Source organism: Corynebacterium auris, assembly GCF_030408575.1.
GTDB classification, from domain to species: Bacteria; Actinomycetota; Actinomycetes; order Mycobacteriales; family Mycobacteriaceae; genus Corynebacterium; species Corynebacterium auris.
Genome location: NZ_CP047047.1, coordinates 1,902,851 through 1,928,281, shown reverse-complemented (window position 1 = coordinate 1,928,281; position 25,431 = coordinate 1,902,851). Strand labels below are relative to the sequence as shown.

The 25,431-nt window shown below is 63.7% G+C and carries 17 protein-coding genes, 5 tRNA genes and 3 rRNA genes; 16 read left to right on the top strand and 9 right to left on the bottom strand.

Annotated elements, in window-relative coordinates; genetic code table 11:
* Nucleotides 1-15 precede the first annotated feature (15 nt).
* A complete protein-coding gene (gene dusB, locus CAURIS_RS09235) occupies nucleotides 16-1,185 on the bottom strand; it encodes a tRNA dihydrouridine synthase DusB (RefSeq protein WP_290341757.1) in 1,170 nt (389 codons plus the stop codon).
* 137 nt (nucleotides 1,186-1,322) lie between these two features.
* Here dusB and scpC point away from each other — a divergent pair, with 137 nt between their 5' ends.
* Nucleotides 1,323-2,825: a succinyl-CoA:acetate CoA-transferase ScpC gene (gene scpC / locus CAURIS_RS09230; protein ID WP_290341756.1), complete on the top strand. Its 1,503-nt coding sequence runs from the start codon at nucleotides 1,323-1,325 to the stop codon at nucleotides 2,823-2,825.
* A gap of 28 nt (nucleotides 2,826-2,853) precedes the next feature.
* Here scpC and CAURIS_RS09225 read toward each other — a convergent pair whose 3' ends face one another.
* From CAURIS_RS09225 to CAURIS_RS09215, 3 genes are read right to left on the bottom strand one after another with little or no spacing between them, the layout of a single operon-like run.
* Nucleotides 2,854-3,783 (bottom strand): ABC transporter substrate-binding protein, encoded by a 930-nt coding sequence (locus CAURIS_RS09225; protein ID WP_290341755.1) that lies wholly within the window; start codon nucleotides 3,781-3,783, stop codon nucleotides 2,854-2,856.
* Nucleotides 3,784-3,795: 12 nt separating this feature from the next.
* Nucleotides 3,796-4,563 (bottom strand): ABC transporter ATP-binding protein, encoded by a 768-nt coding sequence (locus CAURIS_RS09220; protein ID WP_290341754.1) that lies wholly within the window; start codon nucleotides 4,561-4,563, stop codon nucleotides 3,796-3,798.
* Nucleotides 4,560-5,567: a FecCD family ABC transporter permease gene (locus CAURIS_RS09215; RefSeq protein ID WP_435384046.1), complete on the bottom strand. Its 1,008-nt coding sequence runs from the start codon at nucleotides 5,565-5,567 to the stop codon at nucleotides 4,560-4,562. Before CAURIS_RS09215 ends, CAURIS_RS09220 begins: the two co-directional genes overlap by 4 nt.
* A 130-nt stretch (nucleotides 5,568-5,697) precedes the next feature.
* Between CAURIS_RS09215 and CAURIS_RS09210 the strand changes: the two genes are divergently transcribed.
* Nucleotides 5,698-5,770: transfer RNA gene (locus tag CAURIS_RS09210), tRNA-Lys, on the top strand.
* A 35-nt stretch (nucleotides 5,771-5,805) separates the two neighbouring features.
* On the opposite strand, the gene CAURIS_RS09205 is transcribed toward CAURIS_RS09210, so the two are convergent.
* Together CAURIS_RS09205 and CAURIS_RS09200 are read right to left on the bottom strand one after the other, a co-directional pair.
* On the bottom strand, nucleotides 5,806-6,390 hold the full coding sequence (locus CAURIS_RS09205; RefSeq protein WP_290341752.1) for a CG0192 family protein: 585 nt from the start codon (nucleotides 6,388-6,390) through the stop codon (nucleotides 5,806-5,808).
* On the bottom strand, nucleotides 6,390-6,707 hold the full coding sequence (locus CAURIS_RS09200) for a metal-sensitive transcriptional regulator (RefSeq protein WP_290341751.1): 318 nt from the start codon (nucleotides 6,705-6,707) through the stop codon (nucleotides 6,390-6,392). The genes CAURIS_RS09205 and CAURIS_RS09200 overlap by 1 nt, the downstream gene beginning before the upstream one ends.
* A 157-nt stretch (nucleotides 6,708-6,864) precedes the next feature.
* Here CAURIS_RS09200 and CAURIS_RS09195 point away from each other — a divergent pair.
* The 5 genes from CAURIS_RS09195 (at nucleotide 6,865) to CAURIS_RS09175 (ending at nucleotide 7,805) form a co-directional block, all read left to right on the top strand.
* Nucleotides 6,865-6,937: transfer RNA gene (locus CAURIS_RS09195), tRNA-Glu, on the top strand.
* Between the two features lie 40 nt (nucleotides 6,938-6,977).
* Nucleotides 6,978-7,051: transfer RNA gene (locus CAURIS_RS09190), tRNA-Asp, on the top strand.
* A 190-nt stretch (nucleotides 7,052-7,241) separates the two neighbouring features.
* Nucleotides 7,242-7,315, top strand: a tRNA-Asp gene (locus tag CAURIS_RS09185).
* A 25-nt stretch (nucleotides 7,316-7,340) separates the two neighbouring features.
* Nucleotides 7,341-7,413 (top strand) — tRNA-Phe (locus CAURIS_RS09180).
* Nucleotides 7,414-7,514: 101 nt separating this feature from the next.
* Nucleotides 7,515-7,805, top strand: coding sequence for a GNAT family N-acetyltransferase (locus CAURIS_RS09175; RefSeq protein ID WP_290341750.1), 291 nt, complete (start codon nucleotides 7,515-7,517; stop codon nucleotides 7,803-7,805).
* 32 nt (nucleotides 7,806-7,837) lie between these two features.
* Here the strand turns inward: CAURIS_RS09175 and CAURIS_RS09170 are convergent, their stop codons facing one another.
* Nucleotides 7,838-9,070 carry an HNH endonuclease signature motif containing protein gene (locus tag CAURIS_RS09170; protein ID WP_290341749.1) on the bottom strand — a complete coding sequence of 411 codons (1,233 nt, stop codon included), beginning with the start codon at nucleotides 9,068-9,070 and terminating at the stop codon, nucleotides 7,838-7,840.
* A 317-nt stretch (nucleotides 9,071-9,387) separates the two neighbouring features.
* On the opposite strand from CAURIS_RS09170, the gene CAURIS_RS09165 reads away from it, so the two are divergent.
* Nucleotides 9,388-10,737: an IS256 family transposase gene (locus CAURIS_RS09165; RefSeq protein ID WP_290340938.1), complete on the top strand. Its 1,350-nt coding sequence runs from the start codon at nucleotides 9,388-9,390 to the stop codon at nucleotides 10,735-10,737.
* Nucleotides 10,738-11,388: 651 nt separating this feature from the next.
* A complete protein-coding gene (locus tag CAURIS_RS09160; RefSeq protein ID WP_290341748.1) occupies nucleotides 11,389-12,150 on the top strand; it encodes a S41 family peptidase in 762 nt (253 codons plus the stop codon).
* An 18-nt stretch (nucleotides 12,151-12,168) separates the two neighbouring features.
* Here CAURIS_RS09160 and epsC read toward each other — a convergent pair whose 3' ends face one another.
* Both epsC and cysK read right to left on the bottom strand, forming a co-directional pair.
* Nucleotides 12,169-12,756 (bottom strand): serine O-acetyltransferase EpsC, encoded by a 588-nt coding sequence (gene epsC / locus CAURIS_RS09155; RefSeq protein WP_290341747.1) that lies wholly within the window; start codon nucleotides 12,754-12,756, stop codon nucleotides 12,169-12,171.
* Nucleotides 12,757-12,799: 43 nt separating this feature from the next.
* Nucleotides 12,800-13,741, bottom strand: a complete 942-nt coding sequence (gene cysK, locus CAURIS_RS09150) for a cysteine synthase A (RefSeq protein WP_290341746.1) — start codon at nucleotides 13,739-13,741, stop codon at nucleotides 12,800-12,802.
* A gap of 281 nt (nucleotides 13,742-14,022) precedes the next feature.
* On the opposite strand from cysK, the gene ramA reads away from it, so the two are divergent.
* The 7 genes from ramA (at nucleotide 14,023) to CAURIS_RS09115 (ending at nucleotide 25,304) form a co-directional block, all read left to right on the top strand.
* On the top strand, nucleotides 14,023-14,862 hold the full coding sequence (gene ramA / locus CAURIS_RS09145) for an acetate metabolism transcriptional regulator RamA (protein WP_290341744.1): 840 nt from the start codon (nucleotides 14,023-14,025) through the stop codon (nucleotides 14,860-14,862).
* A 26-nt stretch (nucleotides 14,863-14,888) separates the two neighbouring features.
* Nucleotides 14,889-16,139: a UDP-N-acetylglucosamine 1-carboxyvinyltransferase gene (gene murA / locus CAURIS_RS09140; protein ID WP_290341743.1), complete on the top strand. Its 1,251-nt coding sequence runs from the start codon at nucleotides 14,889-14,891 to the stop codon at nucleotides 16,137-16,139.
* A gap of 542 nt (nucleotides 16,140-16,681) precedes the next feature.
* Nucleotides 16,682-18,197, top strand: a 16S ribosomal RNA gene (locus CAURIS_RS09135).
* A gap of 344 nt (nucleotides 18,198-18,541) precedes the next feature.
* A 23S ribosomal RNA gene (locus CAURIS_RS09130) occupies nucleotides 18,542-21,627 on the top strand.
* Nucleotides 21,628-21,749: 122 nt separating this feature from the next.
* Nucleotides 21,750-21,867 (top strand): 5S ribosomal RNA (gene rrf, locus CAURIS_RS09125).
* Together the 16S, 23S and 5S rRNA genes form the textbook arrangement of a ribosomal RNA operon.
* A gap of 117 nt (nucleotides 21,868-21,984) precedes the next feature.
* Nucleotides 21,985-22,749, top strand: a complete 765-nt coding sequence (locus CAURIS_RS09120; RefSeq protein ID WP_290341742.1) for an ABC transporter ATP-binding protein — start codon at nucleotides 21,985-21,987, stop codon at nucleotides 22,747-22,749.
* A gap of 11 nt (nucleotides 22,750-22,760) precedes the next feature.
* Nucleotides 22,761-25,304, top strand: coding sequence for an ABC transporter permease (locus CAURIS_RS09115; protein ID WP_290343370.1), 2,544 nt, complete (start codon nucleotides 22,761-22,763; stop codon nucleotides 25,302-25,304).
* Nucleotides 25,305-25,431: the final 127 nt, after the last annotated feature.

Here is a 25,431-nt window from a genome sequence, read left to right as displayed (position 1 = left end):
CCTCTTCCGCCATATCTAGCCTCCGTTGTTCTCAATCTCGGCGCCGGCGGGCACCGTCTCATCCTCCGGGTCGTCGAGCCACCCCTCGGGCAGGGCCACCTTGGACGCGGAGCCCTGCCGGCCGCGGGCGTCCTCGGCGTGCTCGGCGCGGTCGGTGGAGCCGGCGATGGTGTCCAGGAGGCCGCGCAGCTCGGCCAGGTTTTCCACCTGAGCCAGGCGGCGGCGGAAGTCGCCGCCGACGGGGAAACCGCGCAGGTACCAGCCGGTGTGCTTACGGATGTCCCGGCACGCGTGCTCTTCGCCGTCGTGAAGCGAAAGAAGCTCTGCGTGCCGGTAGATGATCTCGGCGACCTCCCCAAGTGTCGGTTCGGGCGGCACCTCTTCGCCGCGCAGCTGCGCCCCGATCTGGGCGAAGATCCACGGCCGGCCCAGGCAGCCGCGGCCGATTTCGACGCCGTGGCAGCCGGTCTCGCGCAACATGGCCTCCGCGTCCTCCGCCGAGAAGATGTCGCCGTTGCCGATCACGGGCAGGCCCGTGCCCTCCATGTGCTCGACGAGGCGCGTGATCTCGGACCAGTCGGCGGTTCCGGAGTAGCGCTGGCTGGCCGTGCGGGCGTGCAGCGCCACGGCGGCGGCGCCCTCCTCGGCGGCGATGCGGCCTGCGTCGAGGTGCGTGTGGTGCTCCGCGTCGATGCCGATGCGGAACTTCACGGTCACCGGCACCCCGCTGCCTTCCGCGGCTTTGACGGCGGCGCCGACGATGTTGCCGTACAGGCGCCGCTTGTACGGGATGGCCGAACCACCGCCGCGCCGCGTGACCTTGGGCACGGGGCAGCCGAAGTTCATGTCGATGTGGTCGGCGATGTCCTCTTCGACAATCATGCGGACCGCCTCGTAGGTGAACTTCGGGTCCACCGTGTAGAGCTGCATCGAGCGGGGCTGTTCAGTCGGAGCGAAAGCCGTCATGTGCAGCGTCTTCTGGTTGCGGGCGACGAGTGCCCGGGCGGTGATCATCTCGCAGACGTACAGGCCGGAGGTGGTTCCGGTGAGCTGCTGCTCGATCTCCCGGCACAGCACGCGAAAGGGCATGTTGGTCACGCCCGCCATGGGGGCGAGGATCACCGGGGAGCTCAGGTCGAAGGCCCCGATGCGCAGCGGCGCGGTGGGAGACAGTGTCTGGGTCATAATGCCCCCCCATTGTTCCCGTTGGGCGCCGTGCAGTCCAATTCCGCCGCAGCTTCACGCACCCGCCAGGGCACGCGCGAATGAAAGGTCTGTCACAATAGGGGGAAAGTGTTACCCACTACCAAAGGAGGACATTGATGAGCGAGCGTATTGCTCACGCGCAGTTGCGCGATAAGGTCATGACCGCCGAGGAGGCCGTGCAGTTCGTCAACCACGGCGACAAGGTCGGCATCTCCGGCTTCACGGGCGCGGGCTACCCGAAGGCCATGCCGGGCGCGATCGCGGAGAAGGCGAAGGCGGAGCACGACAAGGGCCGCGACTTCAGCATCGATCTGTTCACGGGCGCATCCACCGCCCCGGAGTGCGATGGCGTGCTCGCTGAGGCGAACGCGCTGCGCTACCGAATGCCCTACCAGTCCGACCCGACAATGCGCGGGAAGATCAACGCGGGCGAGCTGAAGTTCCAGGACATTCACCTCTCCCACTCCGGCATGATGGTGGAGCAGGGCTTCTTCGGCGATGTTGACCTCGCGATCGTGGAGGCCGTGCGCATCACCGAGGAGGGCAACATCGTGCCCACGTCCTCGGTGGGCAACTCCGTGGAGTTCCTCAACGCGGCGAAGAAGATCATCATCGAGGTCAACGAGTGGCAGTCGCCCGAGCTCGAGGGCATGCACGACATCTGGGTCGTCCCGCCGCTGCCGAACCGTATCCCGATCCCGATCACCGGGTGCGGCGACCGCATCGGCACCACCTACATCGAGATCGACCCGGAGAAGGTCGTCGCGGTGATCAAGACCGACGACGCGGACCGCAACGCGGCCTTCAAGGCCCCGGATGAGATTTCGGAGCAGATCGCCGGCCACTTCCTCGATTTCCTGGAGTTCGAGGTCAAGGCGGGGCGCCTCTCGTACGACGGCTACATCATGCAGTCCGGTGTGGGTAACGTGCCGAACGCCGTCATGGCGGGCCTGATGGACTCCAAGTTCGAGAACATCCAGGCGTACACCGAGGTTATCCAGGACGGCATGGTGGACCTCATCGACGCGGGCAAGATGTCGGTCGCCTCCGCGACCTCGTTCTCGCTGTCGCCGGAGTACGCCGAGAAGATGAACAACGAGGCCTCCCGCTACCGCGAGTCCATCGTGCTGCGCCCGCAGTCGATCTCGAACCACCCCGAGGTCATCCGCCGCATGGGCCTGATCGCGTCCAACGGCATGATCGAGGCCGACATCTACGGCAACGCCAACTCGACCCACATCAACGGCTCCCGCCTGATGAACGCGCTGGGCGGTTCGGGCGACTTCACCCGCAACGCCTACATCTCCTCCTTCATTTCGCCGTCCGTGGCGAAGGACGGGGCGATTTCCGCGATCGTGCCCATGGTCTCCCACGTCGACCACACCGAGCACGACGCGATGGTGTTCATCACCGAGTACGGCGTCGCCGACCTGCGCGGGCTTGCCGCGCGCGACCGCGTGGAGAAGATGATCTCCATCGCCCACCCGAGCTACCGTCCGCTGCTCCAGGAGTACGTCGAGCTCGCCTCGAAGTCCCAGTTCCAGGCCACCCCGCACGACCTGAAGCACGCGTTCGACTTCCACAACCGCATCATCGAGACCGGGACGATGCAGAAGTAGCACTTCGCTTATCGACGCCCCCTCGGCGTCACTCCCCGGGGGTGTAGATGGCGCGGGCGACGGCGGCGAGCCCCTCGCCGACGCGCGCCGCGCCCGCCACCGTGACCTGGTCGCTGGGCAGGTAGTGGATGTTGCCGCTGAGCACGGCGGGCACCTGGCTCAGCGCCGGGTTGCCCAAAATCTCCTCGAAGTCGCTGCGGCCTCGGCCCCGGAAGTCCTCGATGAGGATGACGTCGGGGTTCAGCGCGGCGATGAGCTCCGGGTCGGCGGGGGCGGGGCCGCGCCCGCCGGAGTTGCCGGTCAAAGCCTCCGCCCCGGCCTCGGCGACGAGCCCATGCAGCAGCGCGGAGGGCGGGACGACCATGCGCTGCTCGCCGCGGGCCATCAGCGGCAGGACCCGCGGCGCCGGGCCCCCGGGGATCTGCTCGTGCACCCGGGCGCGGGTGGTTTCGATCTCCTCGCGCAGCTGCGCGGCGCGCTCGGGCTCACCGAGCAGTTCGCCGAGCTTGTCGATGTTGTCCACGATGGCGTCGATGGTGGAAAAGTCGCTCGCCCCGTCGAATTGGACGACGGGGATGTTACTTTGCTCCACCAGGGCGGCGGCGTCCCTTTCCTGGCCGTGGCGCGAGGTCAAAAGAACGAGGTCGGGGGAGGCGCTGAGGATCTGTTCGGGGTCGACGGCGTGATCGCCCCGGAGCACCTGCGGGCCCTCGGGGGTCTGCTCGCCGATGTCGGTGATGACGGCGATGTTTTCGGGTTTCGCGATGGCGGCGACTAGCGAGGCGACATCGCTGGACAGCGCCGCGATGCGCTGGGGCTGCTCGACCGCGGGCTGCTCGGCGGCAGGTTCGCTGCTGGGGGCTGGCTCGGGGTTCGCGCCGGAGGAGCAGGCGGCGAGCCCGACAGACAGCGCCGCACCGCACATAAGGGCGACGCAACGGGTGGCAAGCGTGTTCATGGTGAGTCCTTTCTAGGTGAGTACCGTGACGATCGGTGTGTGGGTAAATGGGTCCCGGTGGATGCGCACCGGGACGTCGTAGGCCGCGCCGATGACCTCCTCCGTGATCGTTGAGTCCGGGGGGCCGGACGCCGCCACCTTCCCCTGGGCGAGGAGGGTCACGGTGTCGCTGACCCGCGCGGCCAAGCTCAGGTCGTGGACGACGGCGACGACGGCCCGGCCGCCGTCGCGCGCCGAGCGCATGAGCTCTTCGATGCCCGCCTGGTGCTTGAGGTCGAGGGCGCTGGTGGGCTCGTCGAGAAGCATGAAGGGCGCGTCCTGCGCCAGCGCCCGGGCAATGTGGACGCGCTGGCGCTCGCCGCCCGACAGGGAGGCGACCGTCCGGGTGGCGAGGTGCTCCGTGCCCGTGAGGGCGAGGGCGTCCGCAATGCGGCGGCGGTCCTCGCCGCTGGCCCGGTCGAAGCGGCCGATGTGGGGGTGCCGCCCGGTTTCCACGAGCTGGTGTACCCGCATCTCGGCGCCGGCTGTCGTGTCCTGCGGGACGAGCGACATGGCCCGGGCGCGCTCGCGCGCGCCGAGGGAGGGCAGGGGGGTGTCGTCGAGAAGCACCTGCCCGCGCTCGGGGCGGACAAGGCCCGCGAGGTGGGCGAGGAGCGTCGATTTGCCCGCGCCGTTGGGGCCGATGATGGTGGTGATCTCGCCGCGCCGGGCGGAAAACTCGACGTCGTGGAGGATCCCGGCGCGGCTCAGACCCGTTGCGCGGAGGCGGGTGTACGTCACAGCTGCCCCCTCCCCGCTGGCCCGAGGGTGCGCAGCAGCAGCCAGAGGAAGATGGGTGAGCCGATGAAGGCTACGACGGATCCCGTTTGGAGGACCACGGGGTCGAAGATCGTGCGCGCCACGGTGTCTGCCGCGACGACGAAGGTCGCCCCCGCCACAGCCGCGAGCGGCAGGAGCGCCCGGTGCTCCGGCCCCACGGTGAGGCGGACTAGGTGCGGGACGACAAGCCCCACGAAGCCGATGATCCCGGACACGGCCACGGCGCACGCGGCGAGCAGGGCGGCCAGTGACAGGACAACGGGGCGCAGGATGGAGGTGTTCACGCCGAGGCTGCGTGCTGTGGAGTCGCCGAGGGTAAGCACGTTGAGGTCGCGGCCCAGGGCGATGAGGGCGATCAACCCTACGAGAATCGGTAGTGCGACGCCCACGTGGGTCCACGTGCGGGCGACCAAGTCGCCGTTGAGCCAGAAGGCGATGCCGCGGACGTCGCTGTCCTGGGGAGCATTTGCCACCGCGGCGGAGGTTACGGCGCCCAGGAAGGCGCTGGCCGCAATGCCGACCAAGACGAGCGTGATCGGCCCGCCGCCGCGCCAGTAGGCGATGGACTGCACCACCGCGACGGTGCACAGCGCGCCGACGAAGGCGGCGGCGGGAAGTACCCACGCCCCAGCGGCGGTGAGACCGAACACGATGGAGAGCACGGCGGCGCTGGCGGCGCCGGCGGACACGCCGATGATGCCTGGGTCGGCAAGCGGGTTGCGAAACACCGCCTGCATGACGGCGCCGGACACCGCCAGGGCGGCGCCGACGAGGGCACCGACGATGATGCGTGGAAGCCGAATGTTGTAGACCACGGAGGCGGCGGGGGAGGAGCGGTCGCCGACGGTGGCGTCGCGAAGCGCGGCGACAGCCTCGCCCGCTCTCAGGGTGACCGGCCCGATTGCCACGGCGAGCAGCACCACGGCCGCAAAGGCGAGTCCCGCGACGACAAAAGCGAGCGCCATCCGGCTGCGTTCGAGGTGAGGTTCCACCAGCCAAACCTTAGTAGGAAAAGCCCGTTATGAAAACAATTGCCATTAAGGCGAGGGCGGTTTCCCTCCGCGGCCAGCGGGGCGCTACACTACACGGCAGCAAGGGCCTTTAGCTCAGTTGGTAGAGCTACGGACTTTTAATCCGCAGGTCCCGGGTTCGAGCCCCGGAGGGCCCACAAAAAAGCCGCCCTACGGGGCGGCTTCGGCGTTTCTAGGTCCACACCTCGAGGCGCATGAGCGTGGCCCCGCTGTCGGTGACGAGGGCAAGCTCGTCGTCGTCGGCCGCCGCCTGGTCCTGGACGAAGCGCTGGATGCGTAGCTGGAACTGGTGCTGTTCGCCGTCGATAAGCGCGGTGCCAAGCGAGGTCCAGCCGTTGCAGTCCTGAATCTCCACGTCGCTGACCTCCGCCTCCGCCGACGTGCCGTTGCCGCGGACCGGGAAGATCGGCTCGCCGTTGTCGAAGTCCGCGCCGGGGGCGCCGCGCAGGATCGTGGCGATGATCTCGCGCACGGCGACGGCGTCATCGGTGAGGTAGGCCACGGAGCGCTCACCCAAGACCGAGTGCTGCATGCGCAAAAGCTCGGTGTCCAAGGCTTCCTCGGCGGGGCGATAGGTGAGGGCGAGCTGGACAACGTTGTCGTCGGAGTCTTTGCCTACTAGCACCTCGATACCTACGACGTCCTCGGGGTCCACGACACGGTAGGAGCCGGATAGCTCGACGATCCGGGAGTTGGAAGCGGCCACTTCTTCCTTGGTCGGTTGCAGTTCGGCGTCGTAAATCTTCGCGGTTGCCATCAGCTTTTCACCATCCGTTTAATTGCTTGCATTGCCTCCTTGATTCTAGCCTCGACGGCTTCCTGTCCGCCGTCCTCGATCGCGCCGGCGACGCAGTGCGAGAGGTGCTCATCGAGCAGGGCCAGGCCGACGTTTTCGAGCGCGGAGGTGATGGCCGAGATCTGGGTGAGGATGTCCACGCAGTACTTGTTGTCCTCGATCATGCGCTCGACCCCGCGCACCTGGCCCTCGATGCGCTTCAGGCGGGCGATGTAGCGGTCCTTGTCGGCGCTGTAGCCGTAGTTGCCGTCCGTGGCAGTGTCCCTGGCAGTGTCCATGGCAGAGACCTTACCCCCGTGCCCCGAGGCCGCGTCGCCAAACGTCCTCGCAGGTGAACAGGGAGAAAAAAGCGCCAGCCAGCAGGTTTGGCGCGGTAAAAGGCGCTGGTTTATGATAGTCGAGCTGCACGGGAGCAACGCGCTTTTTATGCAGCGGGCCCCCATCGTCTAGTGGCCTAGGACTCCGCCCTTTCACGGCGGCAACACGGGTTCGAATCCCGTTGGGGGTACGTGGATCCCGCCGGTGGTGCGGTCCAGACAAGAGAATATGGCCCTGTGGCGCAGTTGGTTAGCGCGCCGCCCTGTCACGGCGGAGGTCGCGGGTTCAAGTCCCGTCAGGGTCGCGGTAGGCGGTCGGCGCTCTTCGGAGTGTCGGCCGCTTTTTTCGTTGCCGTTGGCAGCGCTCCGTAAAAACGGTGCCTAAGCTGTTGATTTGTAGAGTTTCCGGGCGTCTGTGTAGAGTATCAACTCGTGCACGCGACAGTGTGAGGCAGTAAAAAGCCGCGGCTGGCGCAGGCAGAAACAACAAAATACGGCCCTGTGGCGCAGTCGGTTAGCGCGCCGCCCTGTCACGGCGGAGGTCGCGGGTTCAAGTCCCGTCAGGGTCGCAGAACAGCTCCTCGGAGCAGTTCCGGCCAGATAGCTCAGTCGGTAGAGCACACGCCTGAAAAGTGTGGGGTCGCCAGTTCGATCCTGGCTCTGGCCACATTGAATGCCCTTCCCGGGATACTGGGAGGGGCATTTTTCGTACGGTTTCCTTTTTCTGGTCCGCTATGCTGGGGCACCTTCCCAGAGAAAGGAGCAACAATGTCCGAGAACACAACCCCCGACCTGCTGAAGAACGAGGAGAAGGGGCAGTACGAAATTCACGTCGACGGCCAGCTCGCCGGCTACGCCACCTTCCAGGACCGCGCCGGCGTGCGCGTTTTGCCGCACACGGTAGTCCACGAGGAGTTCCAGGGCCGCGGCCTGTCCAAACCGCTGATTGCCTTCGCGCTTGACGACGCCCGCAGCGACGGCCTGAAGGTCATCCCCCAGTGCTCGGCGGTGGCGCGTTTCATCGAGAAGAACCCCGACTACGCCGACCTCGTTGCCTAACAGCTCGGTCCTCCGGCGTTTTTCTGTGGTTTCTAGGCCCAGGTGATGTCGTTGTATTCGGTGAGGGTGCGTGCGTTGTCGTTGCGGATAGGTAGGCCGTAGTTGTGGCTTACGTAGCGTATGCCGCCGGGGTAGAGGAAGTGGGTGTCTGCGTGGTCGCGGAGGATTTTTACTGCGCCGTCGCTGACGAGGCTGTGACAGGCGGAGCATAGGGGGAGCAGGTTGTCGAGGTCGGTGGGTCCGCCGTCGGCCCAGTCGTGGATGTGGTGCATTTCGATAAAGCGTGTGTGGGTGCAGCCGGGCATGGCGCATTGTCCGCGCCACATGAGCATCAGCGCGTTGACTTGTGCGTTGGTGGCTAGGCGGAAGCGTCTTCCTGTGTTGAGGACGAGGCCGGTGTCGTCGACCGTGTTGATGCGGTAGTCGGCGTTGGCGAGGAAGTTTTTCACTGCGTCGGATGGTGCGCCGGGGTTGGTGGGCAGATAGGCTTTTCCGTCGGTGGTCATGACGATGTTGACGTGGGCGCCGGGGGCGCGCAGCGGGTTGTTGGGCTGTGTTAGGGCGATGTTGACCATGCCCATGAACGCGCTGACGAGGTGTTCGCTAATTGGTGGGCCGAATCCGGTGCAGTGGCGGGGTGTGTGGTGGTTGAGTTCGGTGGTGATGTGGTTGGTGTCGAGGTAGCCGTCGCTTCCTAAAAGGGTGTGCCAGTCGACGTCGTGCCAGGCGAGTTCGCCGACTTTGAGTGCGGCGGTGAGTCGGGCTGCTTCGGCGGGGTTGAAGTCGGCCCACAGGCGCAGGCGCCCGTTGGGTTGTGTTTTGAGCCGGACGTAGGTTTTTCTCGTGGGTGTGGGTGGGCGTGTGCGGTAGCGAAGCAGGGCGAGTTCGAGTTCGTGGTAGCCGAGTGTGCAGGCGAGGTCGACGAGTTCGGTTTCGTTGTCATCGGTAAGAAGCGGCAGGATGAGCCGGATTTTGGAGTAGTTGGTGGTGCCGTCGAAAAATGCGGTGGCCAGGGTGGTGAAGCGTTTCATGGCGCGGGCGATTTTGACGTATTCGTGGGCGGTGGAGTTGGGCAGGGCGAGTGTTCGGATGAGCCATTGTGCGGTGGTGCTGGCGCCGAAGTGGCGGGCGAGGTTGAGGGCGTCGAAAAGCGCGATGGTGTGCAGGGTGGTGGCTTTGTGGCGGGTGAATGCTGCGAAGCTGTTTTCGATGGTCGCGGCGATGTGTTCTGGTGTGCTGTCGGTGGTGATGGTTGGCGTGTGCATATAGTCCCCCTGGGTGTAGATCGTGTGTTCGTTTTGTACGGTAGCAGGGGGTCTGGACATGGGTGTCTAGCTGCTGTTTTGAGGTTTATGGCGGGGTGTATAGAGCGCGTGTTTGAACAGGGTGCGTAAGGTCCGCATTGCGGACTGACTTGACCGTTGATGCAGTCACCCGGACCCCGCATTGGGATCCTTCGTGGCGCCCGGTTCGCGCAGCCCCGCAGACTCCGCATTGCGGACTCTTTGGGCTACTTTTCGACAAGCGAGGGTGTCAGGAAGTTTGTGTGTGAGGCTCTGATCCAGAAGGAGTTTCACTGATAATGACTACCGTGTCACCGAAGAAAGGCCATGACCCGAGCAGGGTCAACGAGATCAGCGCGAAGCTGATGGAAAACCCGGAAATCGCCGCACTGATCGGCGAGCTATCAACCTCCGTCGACGATGCCAGCGACCTGGTCAAAGGTCTATTGCAAGCCTCGATCAACGCGGGTCTGCAGGCGGAGATGGACGCCCATTTGGGGTACGGGCACTCAGATCGCGCGGCCAAAGCCCAGGTAAGCCCCTCAAACGGTGGCAATCACCGCAACGGGTCGTACACCAAAACTGTGGGCACCGGCTACGGCCCGGTGGACATCACAGTGCCTCGGGATAGAGCGGGCACGTTTCACCCGGTCATGGTGCCGAAAGGGGCACGCCGGCTGACAGAGCTCGATGACATGATCGTCTCGCTCTACGCCGGCGGAATGACGGTACGCGATATCCAGCACCACCTGGCATCGACCCTGGGGGTGGACATCAGCCCGGATACCATCAGTACCATCACCGATGCGGTCCTCGATGAGGTGATGGTGTGGCAAAACCGTCAGCTCGATGAGTTCTACCCGGTCATTTTCCTCGACGCGCTGCGGGTGAAAATCCGCGATGGTCACCGGGTGGTCAATAAAGCCTGCTACATGGCTGTTGGCATCGACATCGACGGGACCAAACACATCCTGGGACTATGGATCGCCGACAATGAAGGGGCTGCATTCTGGGCATCCGTGTGCGCGGACCTGGCGAACCGTGGAGTCAATGACGTGTTCATCGTCTGCTGCGACGGGCTCAAAGGCCTGCCTGAGGCCGTGGAAGCGACCTGGCCGAACTCGATGGTACAAACCTGCATCGTGCACCTGATCCGGGCCGCCAACAGGTGGGTGTCCTATAAGGACCGCAAATCTGTATCCAGCGCGCTGCGGCAGGTCTACACCGCACCGAACGAGGACGCCGCTTGCGCCGCCCTCGATGCCTTCGAAGCCTCGGAACTGGGGCGGAAGTACCCCCAGTCGGTGAAGGTCTGGCGTGATGCGTGGGAGAGGTTTATACCGTTTCTGCAGTTCCCGCCTGCAGCTCGCCGGGTGCTCTACACCACCAATGCCATCGAGTCGCTTAACGCTGAGCTGCGGAAAGCGACCCGCAACCGTGGCCAATTCCCCACGGATGCTGCGGCGTTGAAGACGCTGTGGTTGATGGTCTGCAACATCGAGGACAAACGCGCCGCCCAACGCGCGAAAAAAGCGAAGCGGGCAATCGACTGCAACGGCTATATTGAAGGGGCGAAAACCTCAGGGTGGAAACAAGCCATCAACCAACTATCCGTGGCCTACCCAGACCGGTTCGCCAACTACTTGTAAACCAAGCCCCCGCACACAAACAAACGGACACTCTCCGACAAGCGCGGGCGAGCTATCCGACCCCCCATCCCACGTGAGGGAGTCCGCAATGCGGACTTTTCAGGGGGCTCCGCTCGGCGCGAGGGCCGACCCCACACCGCGAACTCTCCCAACCCCGCACCCCGCGGGCCGAATCCGCATTGCGGACTCTCGGGCGTAAAGGCAGTCGTGGCACGCATCTCCTGCGATCCCGGGAGAAGCAGCTGCGTGGCGGTTAGGCGCAGCTAACACCCGCACGTTCCCGGCCTGTGGCTGTGGCGCCTGGGGGCGCTGACAGATGCGGGTGCGAGGTAAAGTGATCGCTTCTGCAAGGCCGCGGGGAAAACGCGTCCAAAGATATTTACTCAGTACTCTATTGCGGTGAGTTGTCTTCCATGCGAGGAATGAACTGTGACACGCGGAAAGAAAATCGCAACCGGCTGTGGCGTCGTAGTTGCCGTGGTGCTCGTCGCCCTCGCCGCCGCAGCCTACACATGGGGACCGGCGACCACCGGGGCGCTCACGGGCACGACTCAGTACCTTTTTAAGCCGTCTCCGCAGAAGTATGCGAAAGACGTGGCACGAGTTGCGGAGAGGCTTGGTATCTATGCAGAGTCGGAAGAGTTTTCAGCGGTGAAGGATGACGCATTGCGGCAGGTCCGGGGAGTTGAATCCTATGAGGACACGCACGCGTCGCTGCGCGAGGTGATTAAGGCGGCTGGGGGGAAACACTCCAACATCTTCCCCGCGGGCGAGGACTCGGCTGAAGATCCGGACCAGCGCGATCCTTCGGTGGTGCCTCGTGGTGACGTCGCTTTCGCCACAGTGCCGGACGTTTCGCGTCACGACGACGTGCAGGCGTACGCCGACACCCTCACCGAGGGGATCCTCGCGCACGCTGCCTGCGGCGCGGTCGTTGACCTGCGTGGCAATGTGGGCGGGGACATGGGCCCCATGGTCGCGGGCGTTTCGCCCTTGCTTCCCGACGGCCCAGCTCTCTCTTTCGTTTCACGATTCGGCACCACTGATGTCACCGTCGATGGCAACTCCGTCAGAGGCGGTGGGACGCCAGTGACCACGCAAGGAGGTAAGCGCGACGTGCCGGTCGCCCTGCTCGTGGACGCCGACACCGCTTCCTCCGGCGAAGCTACGATGTTGGCCTTCCGAGGGCTCGAGCGCTCCCGCAGCTTCGGCGAACCCACTGCAGGCTATGCCTCCGCCAACATGGTCATCGACCTTTACGACGGGGCCCACATGACCATCACCACCGCGAAAGACAAGGCCCGGACCGGGGAGGAATTCGCCGAGGACCCGATCCAGCCGGACGTGCGTACTACCGACGCCGAAGCCGAGGCTATCGCCTGGCTGAAAGAGCAGGGCTGCTCGCCGGAGTAGTGCGGTGAGCGGCCCCAGCTAGATGATGTAGCTGCCGGGGTCGAAGTACTTGTCCGGGTCGACGAGGTGCTTGGTCTCCTCGGCCCGGCGCTCGCGCACTTTGGCGGGGATGCCCACGGCGATGGAGTTCGGCGGGACCGATTTGGTCACCACGGCATTGGCGCCGATGGCGGAGTTCGCCCCGATGGTGATGGGGCCGAGCACCTTGGCACCGGCACCGATGGTGACGTTGTCGCCGATGGTGGGGTGGCGCTTCGTCTGGGTGAGCACCTGGCCGCCCAGGGTGACACCGTGGTAGAGCATGACGCCGTCGCCGATCTCTGCGGTCTCACCGATGACGACGCCCATGCCGTGGTCGATGAAGAAGCGGCGCCCGATGGTGGCGCCGGGGTGAATCTCAACGCCGGTGAGGAAGCGCGCGAACTGCGCGAGGACGCGCGCGGGGCCCCGGACCTCGCGCTTCCACAGCCAGTGGCAAACTCGGTGGATCCAGATGGCGTGGAGCCCCGAGTAGACAATTGCGTTTTCGATATCGCCTCGGGCGGCCGGGTCGTGAGCGCGAGCATTGCGCAGGTCTTCCCGGATCATGTTCACGGCCTTCCACATGTGTGCCGAGTGTAACACCGCCCGGGCGTCGAGAAGCATGCGCTTAGTCGCGGATGTCCTCGTAGAGGATGGTGGAGATGTAGCGCTCGCCGAAGTCGGGGACGATGACCACGATGGTCTTGCCTTCGTTCTCCGGGCGGGCGGCCACGTCGAGGGCGGCCTTCAGGTTTGCGCCGGTGGAGATGCCGCCCAGGATGCCCTCGGTGCGGGCGAGCTCGCGGGAGACGGAAACGGCGTCCTCGTGGGGGACGGCGATGACCTCGTCGAGGATCTCGCGGTCGAGGGTGCCCGGGATGAAGTTCGCGCCCAGACCCTGGATCTTGTGCGGGCCGGCCTCCCCCTTCGTCAGCAGGGGGGATGCGGCGGGCTCGACGGCGACCAGCTTCACCTCGGGCTTGCGCTCCTTGAGGTAAGCGCCCGCGCCCGAGATGGTGCCGCCGGTGCCCACGCCCGCGACGAGGATGTCGACTTCGCCGTCGGTGTCCTCCCAGATCTCGGGGCCGGTGGTGGCGTAGTGGATCTTCGGGTTGGCGTCGTTTTCGAACTGGCGCGCCAAGATGGCGTTGTCGGTGGAGTTGACGATCTCGTCGGCCTTCTCCACTGCGCCCTTCATGCCGGCCGAGCCGGGGGTGAGCACGATCTCGGCGCCGAGGGCGCGCAGGACCACGCGGCGCTCGGTGGACATGGTCTCCGGCATGGTGAGAACGACCTTGTAGCCCTTGGCGGCGCCGACAAGGGCGAGCGCGATGCCGGTGTTGCCGGAGGTGGCTTCGACGATCGTGCCGCCGGGCTTCAGTTCGCCGGAAGCCTCGGCGGCCTCGACGATGGCCTTGCCGATGCGGTCCTTGACCGAGTTGGCGGGGCTGTAAAACTCCAGCTTGGCGAGGACGCGGGCCTTGACGTCCCCGGTGACGTCGTGAAGCTCGACGAGCGGGGTATTGCCGATGAGGTCGAGAACGTTTGCAGCGATCTTGGGTTGTGCCATGATGTCTCCCTTTTCGTGGTTGGGGTGCATCCGCACCCGATGTCCAGTTTCTGGGCGCAAGTGTACACGCTCTATCTAGACCGCCACGTCTCCATTAAGTAGACTACACGGTCTACATTGCGCGCGCATGCGCTACCCCCGCTTCGGGCAGGGAGATCTACGACACAAAGCTAACGGGCTGGGCGGGTGTAATTTGGCTACCCCCGGAAGCCGGTTATGATGTTGCTCATCGTGGTCACTATTGGATGCACGCGAACGCAGATAGCCCCGAAGGATCGATGATGGACGCCCAGAGAATCAGAGATGACGACGACGCCATCCGTTCAGCGCTCACCGCGCTGAAGACCGCCACGGCAATCCCGGTGGCGATGTACGGCACTCTGCTCAACGACAACCGCCTGCAGATCACCCAGTGGATCGGCTTGCGTACCCCGGCGCTGCAAAACCTGCTGATCGAGCCCGGGTCCGGCGTGGGCGGTCGCGTCGTGGCCACGCGCCGCGCCGTGGGCGTGTCCGACTACGTGCGCGCGAGCGTCATTTCCCACGAGTACGATCGCCAGATTCAGGACGAGGGCCTGCACTCCGTCGTCGCGGTGCCCGTCATCGTGCAGCGCGAGATCCGCGGCGTCCTCTACGTGGGCGTCCACTCGCCCGTCCGCCTCGGCGACAAGGTCATCGAGGAGGTCACCATGACAGCGCGCACCCTCGAGCAGGACCTCGCCATCAATGCCGCTTTACGACGTTCCGAGGGCGCCGCCGGCAACCCGAAGCCGGGCCGGATCATGAACGGCGCCGAGTGGGAACAGGTGCGCTCGACCCACTCAAAGCTGCGCATGCTGGCCAACCGCGTCAAGGACGACACCCTGCGCAAGGAGCTCGAGCAGCTCTGTGACCAGATGGTCTCGCCCGTGCGCGTGAAGCAGTCGACGAAGCTGTCCGCCCGGGAGTTGGACGTTTTGTCGTGCGTTGCGCTCGGCCACACGAACGTGGAGGCGGCCGAGGAAATGGGCATCGGGGCGGAGACAGTGAAGTCCTATCTGCGCAGCGTGATGCGCAAGCTGGGCGCCCACACCCGCTACGAGGCCGTCAACGCGGCCCGGCGCATCGGGGCGCTGCCCTAACACCCGCTTTCTGTAGGGTGGGTCGCGTGAAGGAACGATTTCTTGTTCAGGGCGGGACCCGCCTAGAAGGCTCCGTCCGCGTGGACGGCGCCAAAAACAGCGTGCTCAAGCTCATGGCCGCCACCCTTCTAACGGAGGGAACGACCACGCTGCGCAACTGCCCGCAGATCCTTGACGTCCCCCTCATGCGCGACGTGCTCGTCGGACTGGGCTGCGAGGTGGAGATCGACGGCTCGGTGGTCACCATCACCACTCCGGCGGACGTGTCACCGCACGCCGACTTCGATGCCGTGCGCCAGTTCCGCGCCTCCGTCGCTGTCCTCGGCCCTTTGGCGGCCCGCTGCGGCGAGGCCTACGTGGCCCTGCCCGGTGGCGACGCGATCGGCTCGCGCCCGTTGGACATGCACCAGTCCGGCCTCGAAAAACTGGGGGCGACCACGTACATCCAGCACGGGGCCGTGGTGGCCAGGGCGGACAAGCTTACCGGCGCGAACATCAAACTGGACTTCCCCTCCGTCGGGGCGACGGAGAACATCGTCACCGCCGCCGTTTTGGCCGAGGGGCGGACCACGCTGGACAATGCCGCCCGCGAGCCCGAGATCGTGGACCTATGCGACATGCTCAATGCGATGGGCGCGCGGATCGCGGGAGCCGGCACCTCGACGATCACGGTCGACGGGGTGGATAAGCTGCGGCCCACCGAACACACGGTAGTCGGCGACCGAATCGTCGCCGGCACGTGGGCGTACGCCGCGGCCATGACCCGGGGCGACATCACGGTGACCGGCATCGCGCCGCGGCACCTCCACCTCGCGCTGGAAAAGCTCAAGATCTCCGGCGCGAGCGTCGAAAGCTACGACAGCGGCTTCCGCGTCCGCATGCAGGACCGCCCGCGCGCTGTGGATTACCAGACCCTGCCCTTCCCGGGCTTTCCCACGGACCTGCAGCCGATGGCAATCGGCATTTCCGCTATCGCCGACGGCGCCTCCGTGATCACGGAAAACGTCTTCGAGGCGCGCTTCCGCTTCGTTGACGAAATGCTCCGCCTCGGCGCGGACGCGAGTGTCGACGGCCACCACGTGGTCCTGCGCGGGGTGGAGCGCCTGTCGTCCACGGACGTGTGGGCCTCCGACATCCGGGCGGGCGCCGGGCTGGTCCTGGCGGGGCTAGTTGCAGACGACGTAACAACGGTGCACGACGTCGCCCACATTGATCGGGGCTACCCTAACTTCGTGGAGAAGCTGACGGCCTTGGGCGCCGATATACGCCGCGTGTAACGCCCGCCTTTTTGTGGGTTGTGCTGGGAGTTTGTGTTTGGTTGGGGGGGTGTGTAACTTTGTGTGAGTCAGCGAGACCGACAGCCCCCGCCGCAGTGAGTGTGGTGAGTGGTTGCGAGGGAAACGTTCGCTGGTGTTTCAGCTGCTGTGATTGCCCTGTTTGGTGGGGTGGTTGTGGTGTGCGTGTGTTGTGTGAGAACTCGATAGTGTGCCAATGTACTTTTGTTTGTGGGTTGGTTGTGTGCTGCTTGCGCTGGCTGCTGCTGTTTTGTGGTGGTGGTTGGTGTGTGCCGGCGGGTGGTGTCTGAACCATTGATGGGATGCTGCTTTGTTGGTGTTTGTGGTGCGTGATTGATTCGCGTTTTTGCAGATACTTTGTGCCGCCCCCCTTTTTTTTGTTGTGCCCTCGTCGGGTTGGGGGGTGGTTGGTAATTTTTGGATGGCCAGTTCTGCTGTAGTCCTGCTTTGTGTGGGGTTGTGGTGGTGTTGGTTTGTTTTGGTTGGGTTTGGGCTTTTCACGGCCTGTTTCTTGTCGAAACTTTTTTGTGGAGAGTTTGATCCTGGCTCAGGATGAACGCTGGCGGCGTGCTTAACACATGCAAGTCGAACGGAAAGGCTCCCGCTTGCGGGGGTATTCGAGTGGCGAACGGGTGAGTAACACGTGGGTGATCTGCCCTGTACTTCGGGATAAGCCTGGGAAACTGGGTCTAATACTGGATAGGACTGCTGGTTGGTGCTGGTGGTGGAAAGCTTTTGCGGTATGGGATGAGCTCGCGGCCTATCAGCTTGTTGGTGGGGTAATGGCCTACCAAGGCGTCGACGGGTAGCCGGCCTGAGAGGGTGTACGGCCACATTGGGACTGAGATACGGCCCAGACTCCTACGGGAGGCAGCAGTGGGGAATATTGCACAATGGGCGCAAGCCTGATGCAGCGACGCCGCGTGGGGGATGACGGCCTTCGGGTTGTAAACTCCTTTCGCCAGGGACGAAGCGTTTTGTGACGGTACCTGGATAAGAAGCACCGGCTAACTACGTGCCAGCAGCCGCGGTAATACGTAGGGTGCGAGCGTTGTCCGGAATTACTGGGCGTAAAGAGCTCGTAGGTGGTTTGTCGCGTCGTTTGTGTAAGTCCATGGCTTAACTGTGGGACTGCAGGCGATACGGGCATAACTTGAGTGCTGTAGGGGAGACTGGAATTCCTGGTGTAGCGGTGAAATGCGCAGATATCAGGAGGAACACCGATGGCGAAGGCAGGTCTCTGGGCAGTAACTGACGCTGAGGAGCGAAAGCATGGGTAGCGAACAGGATTAGATACCCTGGTAGTCCATGCCGTAAACGGTGGGCGCTAGGTGTGAGCCTCTTCCACGGGGTTCGTGCCGTAGCTAACGCATTAAGCGCCCCGCCTGGGGAGTACGGCCGCAAGGCTAAAACTCAAAGGAATTGACGGGGGCCCGCACAAGCGGCGGAGCATGTGGATTAATTCGATGCAACGCGAAGAACCTTACCTGGGCTTGACATGCACTGGATCGGGCCAGAGATGGTCTTTCCCTTTGTGGCTGGTGTGCAGGTGGTGCATGGTTGTCGTCAGCTCGTGTCGTGAGATGTTGGGTTAAGTCCCGCAACGAGCGCAACCCTTGTCTTATGTTGCCAGCATTTGGTTGGGGACTCATGAGAGACTGCCGGGGTTAACTCGGAGGAAGGTGGGGATGACGTCAAATCATCATGCCCCTTATGTCCAGGGCTTCACACATGCTACAATGGTCGGTACAGCGCGTGTGCGATACTGTGAGGTGGAGCTAATCGCTAGAAAGCCGGTCGTAGTTCGGATTGGGGTCTGCAACTCGACCCCATGAAGTCGGAGTCGCTAGTAATCGCAGATCAGCAACGCTGCGGTGAATACGTTCCCGGGCCTTGTACACACCGCCCGTCACGTCATGAAAGTTGGTAACACCCGAAGCCAGTGGCCTGTCATGGGAGCTGTCGAAGGTGGGATCGGCGATTGGGACGAAGTCGTAACAAGGTAGCCGTACCGGAAGGTGCGGCTGGATCACCTCCTTTCTAAGGAGTTTTTGTTTTTTGTGTGCCCTGCAAGGGTTTTGTGGGGTGTGGGTGGTTGAGTGCCCGTGTGTGGTGCTGCCACTGTTTGTAAAGTCCGGGTGGACACATGCCGGCGCGGAAGGATAGGTTTCGTGCGTTGTGTGGGTGGTGTGCGACCTGTTCCTGCAAGCATTGTGAGTGTGTTGGTGCGCTGTTGGGTGTCTGGGACTTCACGCGTTGTGTGTTGTTTCATGGCTTGCGCTCTTGTGTGCTGCTGCTGTTGTGTGGTGGTGCGGGGGTGTGGGTGTGGTGTGTGAGAACTGTATAGTGGACGCGAGCATCTTTATTCTTGTGTTTTTTGTGTTGTGTTTGTTGTTCAAGGGCGTACGGTGGATGCCTTGGCATGCTGAGCCGATGAAGGACGTGTGAGGCTGCGTTAAGCCTCGGGGAGTTGCCAACTGAGCGTTGATCCGAGGATGTCCGAATGGGGAAACCTGGCACCGGTTGTGTGGTGTTACCCGCAGGTGAATTCATAGTCTGTGTGGGGGTTGACGCGGGGAAGTGAAACATCTCAGTACCCGTAGGAGAAGAAAACAAGTGTGATTCCGTTAGTAGTGGCGAGCGAAGGCGGATGAGGCTAAACCATGTGTGTGTGATACCTGGCAGGGGTTGCGCATGTGGGGTTGTGGGGATGCATGGGCAGGCACTGTCATGTCTGCGCGTTTGTGTGTGTGTTAGCGGAAGTTGCCTGGGATGGTGCGCCGTAGTGGGTGAGAGCCCCTGTACGTGAAGGCATGCATGGAGGCGTTTGTGTGTTTCCCGAGTAGCAGCGGGCTCGTGGAATCTGTTGTGAATCTGCCGGGACCACCCGGTAAGCCTAAATACTCAGTGTGACCGATAGTGGATAGTACCGTGAGGGAATGGTGAAAAGTACCCCGGGAGGGGAGTGAAATAGTTCCTGAAACCGTGCGCTTACAATCCGTCAGAGCGCCTCGTGTGTGTGATGGCGTGCCTTTTGAAGAATGAGCCTGCGAGTCAGCGGCATGTCGCGAGGTTAACCCGTTGGTGGGGTAGTCGTAGCGAAAGCGAATCCTCATGGGGTGTTGTTAGTGGCATGTCCTGGACCCGAAGCGGGGTGATCTACCCATGGCCAGTGTGAAGCAGCTGTAAGAGGTTGTGGAGGCGCGAACCCACTTAGGTTGAAAACTGAGGGGATGAGTTGTGGGTAGGGGTGAAAGGCCAATCAAACTCCGTGATAGCTGGTTCTCCCCGAAATGCATTTAGGTGCAGCGTCATGTTAGCTTGCCGGAGGTAGAGCTACTGGTTGGTTGAGCGGGACTATCATCTTAGCAATGTCAGCCAAACTCCGAATGCCGGTTGAAGTGGTGCATGGCAGTGAGACTGTGGGGGATAAGCTTCATAGTCGAGAGGGAAACAGCCCAGATCGCCGGTTAAGGCCCCTAAGGGTGTACTAAGTGGAAAAGGATGTGGGATCGCGAAGACAGCCAGGAGGTTGGCTTAGAAGCAGCCATCCTTGAAAGAGTGCGTAATAGCTCACTGGTCGAGTGGTTCCGCGCCGACAATTCAGTGGGGCTCAAGTACACCGCCGAAGCCGCGGCAGGCACACCTTGTGGTGTGTTTGGGTAGGGGAGCGTCGTGCATGGGGTGAAGCAGTACCGTAAGGGGTTGTGGACTGTGTGCGAGTGAGAATGCAGGCATGAGTAACGAGTGGTAAGTGAGAATCTTATCCGCCGGATGACTAAGGGTTCCTGGGTCAAGTTCGTCTTCCCAGGGTGAGTCGGGTCCTAAGGCGAGGCCGACAGGCGTAGTCGATGGTGAACGGGTTGATATTCCCGTACCCGTGTATACGCGCCCAAGTGCGAGGCGGTGATACTAACCATGTTGCGCTGTACTATTTACACGGCCTTTGGTTGTGTGTGGTGTGGTGTGATGTGGGGCCTGATCCGTAGTAGTGCAGTGATGGGGTGACGCAGGAAGGTAGCCACGCCGTTTAATGGATTGCGGTGTAAGCGTGTGGCACGGGCCTTTGTGAAATGCGGGGCCCTTTATGTGTGAGGCGTGATGCGTAGCCCCTGGTGGGTGATGGTGGTGATCCTATGCTGTCGAGAAAAGCCTCTAGCGAGTGTGTACACGGCCCGTACCCGAAACCGACACAGGTAGTCAGGTAGAGAATACTAAGGCGGTCGGGTGAACTGTGGTTAAGGAACTCGGCAAATTACCCCCGTAACTTCGGGAGAAGGGGGACCATGTGCGGTGCGCTGCTTGTACGGTGGTGGTGCTGTGTGTGGTCGCAGAGAATAGAGGGGAGCGACTGTTTATCAAAAACACAGGTCCATGCGAAGACTTCACGTTGATGTATATGGACTGACGCCTGCCCGGTGCTGGAAGGTTAAGAGGACCTGTTAGGCCCTGTGTGGTCGAAGCGGAGAATTTAAGCCCCAGTAAACGGCGGTGGTAACTATAACCATCCTAAGGTAGCGAAATTCCTTGTCGGGTAAGTTCCGACCTGCACGAATGGCGTAACGACTCCCCTGCTGTCTCAACCACAGGCCCGGTGAAATTGCAGTACGAGTAAAGATGCTCGTTTCGCGCGGCAGGACGAAAAGACCCCGGGACCTTCACTATAGCTTGGTATTGGTGTTCGGTGCGGTTTGTGTAGGATAGGTGGGAGACTGTGAAGCGGCTACGCTAGTGGTTGTGGAGTCGTTGTTGAAATACCACTCTGACCGTAGTGGATACCTTAACCTTGGCCCATGATCTGGGTTGGGGACAGTGCCTGGTGGGTAGTTTAACTGGGGCGGTTGCCTCCCAAAGAGTAACGGAGGCGCCCAAAGGTTCCCTCAGCCTGGTTGGCAATCAGGTGGCGAGTGTAAGTGCACAAGGGAGCTTGACTGCGAGACTGACTAGTCGAGCAGGGACGAAAGTCGGGACTAGTGATCCGGCACCTACTTGTGGATGTGGTGTCGCTCAACGGATAAAAGGTACCCCGGGGATAACAGGCTGATCTTCCCCAAGAGTCCATATCGACGGGATGGTTTGGCACCTCGATGTCGGCTCGTCGCATCCTGGGGCTGGAGTAGGTCCCAAGGGTTGGGCTGTTCGCCCATTAAAGCGGCACGCGAGCTGGGTTCAGAACGTCGTGAGACAGTTCGGTCTCTATCCGCCGCGCGCGTTGAAACTTGAAGAAGGCTGTCCCTAGTACGAGAGGACCGGGACGGACGTACCTCTGGTGTGCCAGTTGTTCCGCCAGGAGCACGGCTGGTTGGCTACGTACGGAAGGGATAACCGCTGAAAGCATCTAAGCGGGAAGCCTGTTTTAAGATGAGGTTTCATTCGAGGTTCCCCACAGACGATGGGGTTGATAGGCCGGATCTGGACACGCAGCAATGCGCGAAGGTGACCGGTACTAATACACCAAAAACCAACACAACCCAAACAAAAAAACACGACGAACCGTGCACGCGTCCACTATGCAGTATCTGACACACCACCCCTATACACACGCGGGCCAACAAAAAACACATCATGGTGTTCATAACGTCCCACGACTGTGTCGGTGGTTGATGGCGGCGGGGAAACGCCCGGACCCATTCCGAACCCGGAAGCTAAGCCCGCCCGCGCTGATGGTACTGCCCCCGGGAGGGGGTGGGAGAGTAAGTTACCGCCGACCCAACAACTTCACAAAAACAACACCGAAGGAGCGTGACCCACCCAGGGCACGCTCCTTCGGCGTATTGAGGCGGTACCCTCGGAAAGGTAACTTTCGGCCGGTCAGGGAAGGGGCAGCATGGGACGGCACTCGCTTGACAGGGCGCCGGAGGGGCGTCGAGACGCGGCCGCGCGCGCCGTCGACCTCGTGAAAACCTACGGGGAAGGCGAAACCGAGGTGGTGGCCCTGGACTCGTTGAGCGTTGAGTTTGCAGCCGGGGAGTTCACCGCGATCATGGGGCCGTCCGGCTCCGGGAAATCCACGCTGATGCACACGATGGCGGGGCTCGACTCTTTTACGTCGGGAGCAGCGTACATCGGCGGCACCGACCTAGCCGGGTTGGGCGAGAAGGAGCTGACCGCCCTGCGGCGCGACCGGCTCGGCTTTATCTTCCAGTCCTTCAACCTCGTGCCCACACTGACCGCGGCGGAGAACATCACGCTGCCCACGGACATCGCCGGGCGCAGCGTTGACCAGGAGTGGTTCGACGAGGTGACGGCGCGGCTCGGCCTGGCGAAGCGGCTGAGCCACCGGCCCAGTGAACTGTCCGGTGGGCAACAGCAGCGCGTTGCCTGCGCCCGCGCGCTCGTGAGCCGGCCCGAGCTGATCTTCGGCGACGAGCCCACGGGCAACCTGGACTCCAACGCGAGCCGGGAGGTCCTGGACATCCTGCGCCACGCCGTCGATGAGGACGAACAGACCGTGGTGATCGTCACTCACGACGCCCGGGCCGCCTCCTACGCGGACCGGGTGGTGTTCCTTCGCGACGGGCGGATCGTCGACGAGCTGCGCGAGCCCACGATCGACGCCATCCTCCAGGTGATGTCCGGGATCGAGGGATAGCCGTGTCCACCATGATGCGGGTGTCGCTGCGCAACATCGCCGCCCATAAGCTTCGCCTGGCGCTGACGGTGCTCGCCGTCGTGCTCGGCACCGCCTTTATCGCAGGCTCCCTCATGTTCACGAACATGCTGGAGCGCACCTTCGACCAGGCTGTCGGCTCGCGCTACGACGGAGTCGGGGCTGTCGTCCGCCCGGGCGAGGGAAGCGCGGGCGTCGACCTTGCCGTCCTCGACGAGATGGAGGGCTACCCGGAGGCCGGGAACGTCAACGCCAGCGGCACAACGGTCGTCGTGGCCGCGCGCGCGGACGAGACGACTATCCAGACCTCGCAGGGCGTGTCCACCGTGGGCATCTACTACGGGCCGGACGAGGCCGTCGCCGCCGCGCCGGAGGTAGTGGAGGGCGCCGAGCCCGCCGTACGCGGGGAGGCCGTTGTCAACGCCAACGCCGCCGAGGCCTACGGTATCGGGATCGGCGAGGAACTCATCGTCGTCGACCCGAACTCCCGCCGCGACTACACCGTCGTCGGCTACTACACAGACGAGCTCACGCCGTCGTCCTCCGTGGCGCTTTTGACCACGCCGTCGACATACATCGAGTTCTACCGCGAGGACGAGACCGCGCCCGAGGCGCTCGTCTCCGCGGCCGAGGGGGTCAGCGCGGAATCGCTTGTCGACGCCTTACGAGCCGCGCACCCCGACCTCAGCATCGAGACTGGGGAGGCAACCGCCCAGGAGGCGGAGGAGGCGATCCGGGAGGGGCTGAACTTTGTCAGTTACTTCCTCGTGGCCTTCGGCCTCGTCGGTCTGCTCGTTGGCACCTTCCTCATCGCCAACACCTTCTCCATGATCGTTGCCCAGCGCACCAAGGAGTTCGCGCTTCTGCGCGCGTTGGGCGCCTCGCGCGGGCAGATCACCCGCTCGGTGTCGGTCGAGGCCCTCATCGTGGGGCTGATCGGCTCGGCGGTCGGCGTGGTCGTCGGCGCCGGGCTCGTCGCGCTCATCAAGGCGGTCATGGACGCTAACGGCATGGAACTGCCGCCCGGCGGGCTGGGGCTGAGCGTTGACGCCGTTGTCGTGCCCATCGTTGTGGGCACCGCCGTGACGCTTGTCTCGGCGTGGGCGCCGGCGCGGCGGGCGGGGCGGGTACGCCCCGTCGAGGCGATGCGCTCCGGGGAGTCGGCGGCCCCCCAGCCGCTGGCCGCGCGTACCTGGGTCGGAGTGGTCCTTATCGCCGCGGGTATTGCGGCTGCGGTCGGGGGAATCGCCTGGGAGGACGGCACGGTGCGCAACCGGGCGATCCTCGTCGGGGTGGCGGCGGTGGGCACCATCGCGGGCCTGTTCCTGGCGGGCCCGGCGTTCAGCCTGCCCCTCGTCCCGCCCTTCGGGCGGTTGATCGGGGCGCCTTTTGGGAGCGTCGGAAAGCTGGCGGCGACGAACACGCGGCGCAATCCCCGGCGCACCAGCGCCACGGCCTTCGCCCTCATGCTCGGCGTCGCGCTCGTGGCCATCATCGGGATGCTGGGCGCATCCATGCGGGAATCGGTGGCGGAGATCTCGCGCAGCGAGGTCCGCTCCGAGTTTATCCTCTCCGGCCCCGTGACCGGCCCCTTCCCGCTGCCGGCGGAGCTGTCCGCGGAGGTGCGCGAGACCGCGGGGGTCGCCGAGGTGGTCACCTACAGCGAAGCCCCCGTCACCGTCGATGGAGAGTACAGCTACAGCTTCGGCCCCTACGGCGCCACGCCGGTGTTCTCTGGAAACCCATCTGACCTGTTCGTCCTCGACATCACAGAAGGTCAGGCGCTCGTGGACGAGAACACGGTAATCGCCCCGCGCGAGTACGCGCAGGAGCGCGGCTGGTCCGTCGGCGACACGATCGCGGTGGGGGCGCCGGGGATCTCCGCCGAAACGGTGGAGGTGACGCTCGGCGGGGTCTTCGAGCCCAGCACCCTGCTCCAGGGGGTGGCCGTGAGCCGCGACACGGCGGTAAAGCTCGTGCCTGAGTCGACGCTGACCATTCAGATGCTCGGGGTCAACGGCGACGGCACCGTCGAACCGGAGGAGCTGCGCGCGAACCTGGAGGAGGCCGCCCAGCCGTACATCGTGGCGCAGGTGCGCTCGCCCGAGGAGATGAGCGGCGAGATCGGCGCGATGATCGATCAAATGCTCTTCATCCTCTACGCGCTGCTTTCGCTCGCCGTGGTCATCGCCGTGCTCGGTATCGTGAACACGCTGACGCTCTCGGTCATCGAGCGCCGCCAGGAAATCGGGATGCTGCGCGCCGTGGGGACACAGCGCGGGCAGGTGCGGACCCTGATCATCCTCGAATCCGTCCAGATGGCGGTGTTCGGGGCCGTCGCCGGGATCCTTCTGGGGCTTGGCTTGGGGTGGGCCTTCCTGACCGTCCTGCGTGAGCAGGGACTGAACGAGCTCGTGGTGCCGTGGCCGCTCGTCGTCGTGATGCTTCTCGGCTCGCTCGTCGTGGGGATCCTCGCCGCGCTGTGGCCGGCGCAGCGGGCGGCGGCGACGCCGCCTTTGGACGCAATCGCGGACTAAAAAGAAGTCGGGGACAACCCTGAACAAAAAATGGGGGGATGCTTCAGGGCTTTAACCGATGTGTGAGATGTCGTGCGTGAGCGAGGCTGACAGAGCATGCGCAACAGCAGCATGTTCCGCCTCCTCG

Excerpts from the sequence above, each read along its gene's own strand:
- dusB (WP_290341757.1), bottom strand. The coding sequence starts at position 1,185 with ATGACCCAGACACTGTCTCCCACCGCGCCGCTGCGCATCGGGGCCTTC.
- scpC (WP_290341756.1), top strand. The coding sequence starts at position 1,323 with ATGAGCGAGCGTATTGCTCACGCGCAGTTGCGCGATAAGGTCATGACC.
- CAURIS_RS09225 (WP_290341755.1), bottom strand. The coding sequence starts at position 3,783 with ATGAACACGCTTGCCACCCGTTGCGTCGCCCTTATGTGCGGTGCGGCG.
- CAURIS_RS09215 (WP_435384046.1), bottom strand. The coding sequence starts at position 5,567 with ATGGCGCTCGCTTTTGTCGTCGCGGGACTCGCCTTTGCGGCCGTGGTG.
- CAURIS_RS09205 (WP_290341752.1), bottom strand. The coding sequence starts at position 6,390 with ATGGCAACCGCGAAGATTTACGACGCCGAACTGCAACCGACCAAGGAA.
- CAURIS_RS09200 (WP_290341751.1), bottom strand. The coding sequence starts at position 6,707 with ATGGACACTGCCAGGGACACTGCCACGGACGGCAACTACGGCTACAGC.
- CAURIS_RS09175 (WP_290341750.1), top strand. The coding sequence starts at position 7,515 with ATGTCCGAGAACACAACCCCCGACCTGCTGAAGAACGAGGAGAAGGGG.
- CAURIS_RS09170 (WP_290341749.1), bottom strand. The coding sequence starts at position 9,070 with ATGCACACGCCAACCATCACCACCGACAGCACACCAGAACACATCGCC.
- CAURIS_RS09165 (WP_290340938.1), top strand. The coding sequence starts at position 9,388 with ATGACTACCGTGTCACCGAAGAAAGGCCATGACCCGAGCAGGGTCAAC.
- epsC (WP_290341747.1), bottom strand. The coding sequence starts at position 12,756 with ATGTGGAAGGCCGTGAACATGATCCGGGAAGACCTGCGCAATGCTCGC.
- cysK (WP_290341746.1), bottom strand. The coding sequence starts at position 13,741 with ATGGCACAACCCAAGATCGCTGCAAACGTTCTCGACCTCATCGGCAAT.
- ramA (WP_290341744.1), top strand. The coding sequence starts at position 14,023 with ATGGACGCCCAGAGAATCAGAGATGACGACGACGCCATCCGTTCAGCG.
- CAURIS_RS09120 (WP_290341742.1), top strand. The coding sequence starts at position 21,985 with ATGGGACGGCACTCGCTTGACAGGGCGCCGGAGGGGCGTCGAGACGCG.
- CAURIS_RS09115 (WP_290343370.1), top strand. The coding sequence starts at position 22,761 with ATGATGCGGGTGTCGCTGCGCAACATCGCCGCCCATAAGCTTCGCCTG.